Annotated in this window: 3 protein-coding genes; all 3 read left to right on the top strand. The window is 68.5% G+C overall.

Annotated features, from left to right (window positions below):
• The first annotated feature begins 11 nt into the window (after positions 1 to 11).
• The 3 genes from ACL03H_RS15585 to ACL03H_RS15575 all read left to right on the top strand — a co-directional run bounded on the left by ACL03H_RS15585 (position 12) and on the right by ACL03H_RS15575 (position 3,207).
• Positions 12 to 1,223 carry an MFS transporter gene (locus ACL03H_RS15585; protein WP_412811952.1) on the top strand — a complete coding sequence of 404 codons (1,212 nt, stop codon included), beginning with the start codon at positions 12 to 14 and terminating at the stop codon, positions 1,221 to 1,223.
• An 86-nt stretch (positions 1,224 to 1,309) separates the two neighbouring features.
• Positions 1,310 to 2,281, top strand: a complete 972-nt coding sequence (locus ACL03H_RS15580; protein WP_412811951.1) for a diiron oxygenase — start codon at positions 1,310 to 1,312, stop codon at positions 2,279 to 2,281.
• On the top strand, positions 2,281 to 3,207 hold the full coding sequence (locus ACL03H_RS15575) for an SAM-dependent methyltransferase (RefSeq protein ID WP_412811950.1): 927 nt from the start codon (positions 2,281 to 2,283) through the stop codon (positions 3,205 to 3,207). The genes ACL03H_RS15580 and ACL03H_RS15575 overlap by 1 nt, the downstream gene beginning before the upstream one ends.
• Positions 3,208 to 3,230 lie beyond the last annotated feature (23 nt).

The raw sequence follows: 3,230 nt of genomic DNA, 5'->3' as shown, positions 1-3,230 counted from the left end.
GAAGCGGAACAATGACTCAAGAAGCCCGGCCCGCACCCGGGAAGTACCTCCCGGCTCTGCTGGTCATCACCCTCATCGGCACCATCATCGAGATCGACATGTCCGTGCCGAGCTTCCCGGACATCGCCCGCGAGTTCGGCGTCGCGGGGTCGGTCGTGCAGCTCACCATCACCCTCAACTTCCTCGGCTACTGCCTCGGCGCGCTCGTGTACGGCCCGATCTCGGACCGGTTCGGCAGGCGGGCCGTGATGCTCGTCGGCAACTCGGTCATGCTGGTCGGCGCGCTGGGCTGCGCGATCGCCCCGAACATCGAGTTCCTGCTGGCCGCGCGGTTCGTGCAGGGCATCGGGGCCAGCACCTCGGTGGTCCTGGTGTTCGTCATCATCAGCGACCTCTACCGCGGTGAGCGCGCGATGGCGATGTTCGGCATGACCAACGCCGCGATGTCCATCCTCATGACGTGCGCTCCTCCGCTGGGCGGCCTGGTGAACCGGACGATCGGCTGGCGGGGCAACTACCTGGTCGTGCTCGCCGTCACCGCGCTGGGACTGCTGCTGGTGGCGCTGTTCCTGCCGGAGACGAAGGGGCAGCTCGACCGGGGCGGTGCCCGCAAGGTCGTCGGCGACTACCGGAGGCTGCTCGGGAGCGGGCTGTTCGTGGCGACGTCGCTGGTGCCGAGCCTGCTGTTCGCCTCGTACATGGTGTTCATCGCCTCCAGCTCGTTCCTCTACGTCGAGGCCTTCGGGCTCACCACGCTCCAGTTCGCCGCGCACCTGCTGGTGATCGTGGCCTCGTTCGCGATCCCGAGCATGGTGGCCACGAAGGTGATCCCGCTGCTGGGCGGGCCGGAGTCCACCGTCCGCATCAGCTTCGGCGCGGCGCTGGCCGGGGTCGTGCTGTTCCTGCTGCTCGGCGGCGGCGCGGTGGCGACCACGGCGTCGATCGCGCTGTTCTGCGTCGGTTTCGCCATCTGCTACCCGGTGGTGTTCGGCCGGTCGATGGAGGTCGTCCCCGAACTCGGCGGTGCCGCTTCATCGCTGACCATGAGCTCCCGCGCCCTGCTGGTGACCGTGCTGACCGGCGTCTCCAGCGGGCTGTTCACCGGCACCGCCCTGGTGCCCGCCGCCGTGATGCTCGTCGCCGTCCTCATCGCGGCGCCGTTGGCGCTGTCCGGGCGGCGGCTGCTGGACGCGCGCGCCGAGAAGGTCCCCGAACCCAGCTGAGCCCTCCGTCCGCGCCGGGGCCCGCGAACCCGGGCCCCGGCGCGAGCGCGGGCCGGCCGGATCGCATCCCGCGAGAAAGGTTGATCATGACCACTACCGACGACACCGCAGTGGCCGGTTCCCGGCTGCGGAGCCTGGGGCCGGACTACGCGGCCCGCTGGGAGGCGCGGGGTTCGGTGCGAACCCGGCCCCGCAAGACGATCGACTTCAGCCAGCGCGGGTACTTCTTCCCGGAGGACCGCCAGCCGCTGCTGCTGGACGAGACCGTCGCCGCGCTGGGGGAGCCGGCGAAGGAGCGGATCCTCATCCAGTCCTTCTTCAAGTACTTGCACGACATCGTGAACCTGGAGATCGAGGAGATCGTGTCGGCGTGCACGAAGGTCCTCCACGCGGACCTCCCGGTCGAATTCGGGCCCGAGATCAAGCTGAATACCTACTCGATCGTGATCGACGAGTACTACCACGTCTACATCGCCCAGGACCTCATCATGCAGCTGCGGGAGCGGTACCCGGACCTGGGTGAGTTCGACTTCCCCACCTCGGATTCGCAGCGCGCCGTCACCGAGATCAAGAAGCGGCTCGACCCGCGGTACCACGACGTGTTCGAGATCCTGGCGAACTGCTGCTTCGAGACGACGCTGGTGCGCGAACTCGTCGAATTCTTCGACAGCAAGGGCGTGCACCCGTCCATCCGCTACTACGTCAACGACCACATGAACGACGAGTCGCGGCACTACGCGTTCTTCCTCGACCTGATGACGTACTTGTGGGCGGAGATCCCGGAGGACCACCGCGAGGCCATCGGATCGCTGATGGGGGAGTTCGTGAAGCTCTACCTGTCCGTCGAATCGGAGAAGCGGTTCAACGCTCAGCTGCTGGAGGAGGTGCTCGGCGACCGCGACGCGGCCGAGCGCTCGATCGGTCAGCTGTACGCGGGTTTCGACGTCACGACGGACATGCCGATCGTGCAGAACGTGCTGCGCGCCTTCGGCAAGGCGGGGATGCTCGAACACCCCGCCGTGCGCTCCAGTTTCCGCAAGATCGGCTGGGAGATCTGATGAGTTCGACCATTTCGCACCTTCCCGGGTCCGGTTCGCACGACGATGCCGAGCTGACCGGCATCGCCGCGGCCGTGGAGCAGCGGTTGCGCGCGGCGGACCGGCTGATCATGGACCTCGACGAGGAGCTGTCGCTGCTCGCCGGGCTGCAGGAGTTCCCGCTGGGGCGGTTCCTGCTGCGCAACCGCGGGCTGAACGGGTACTGGACGTCGTACATCTTCCGCTACGAGCCGGGCACCCCCACCGAGTCGGACACCGAGTTCTGGTTGCTGAACCGATCGTTGCTGTCCGGTGCGCGCGAGCGCTACCAGCGCTTCCGTACCGAGATCAGCCGGTCGATCACCGACGGCGCGGTGCTGGCCTCCCTGCCGTGCGGGGTGATGGACGACCTGGTGCGCCAGGACTACGGCGACGCCCCGGGAGCGCGGCTCGTCGGCATCGACATCGACGAGGAATCCCTGCGCCTGGCGAAGGAGAACGCGGCGAGCCGGGGGTGGGGCGACCGGACCGACGTGGTTCTCTCCGACGCATGGGAGCTCGGCATCGACTCGGAGTTCGACCTGCTGGTGAGCAACGGGCTCAACATGTACGAGCCCGATCCCGGTCGGCTGGTCGCGCTGTACCGCAACTTCGCGAGGGCGCTGCGACCAGGAGGCCGGCTGCTGCTGAGCTTCCTCACCCCGCCGCCTCCGCCGCCGTGGGAGGCGCCGGAGCGGGCCGGGGAGTGGCAGCGCTACGGCATCGCCGAGCACGACCTGCGCCGCGAGCTCGCGTTGTTCGGCGACATCATCCAGGCGAAGTACCTCAACTTCGTCTCGGAGGCCGACACGCGGGCGCAGCTGGCCGAGGCGGGGCTGGAAGTGGAGAGCGTCGGCTACAGCGACGGCGGCGTGCTGCCCATCGTCTCCGCGGTGCGGCCGCGCTGAGGACCCGCGGCGCGGGGAACCGG

The organism is Saccharopolyspora antibiotica (assembly GCF_047200635.1).
In the GTDB taxonomy this organism is placed as follows: domain Bacteria; phylum Actinomycetota; class Actinomycetes; order Mycobacteriales; family Pseudonocardiaceae; genus Saccharopolyspora_C.
Note: the sequence above shows the minus strand (reverse complement) of the source record. Positions and strands in the feature narration are given on the sequence as shown.

Bases quoted from the DNA above. Each gene is read 5' to 3' on its own strand.
- ACL03H_RS15575 (WP_412811950.1), top strand. From the start codon at position 2,281: ATGAGTTCGACCATTTCGCACCTTCCCGGGTCCGGTTCGCACGACGAT.
- ACL03H_RS15585 (WP_412811952.1), top strand. From the start codon at position 12: ATGACTCAAGAAGCCCGGCCCGCACCCGGGAAGTACCTCCCGGCTCTG.
- ACL03H_RS15580 (WP_412811951.1), top strand. From the start codon at position 1,310: ATGACCACTACCGACGACACCGCAGTGGCCGGTTCCCGGCTGCGGAGC.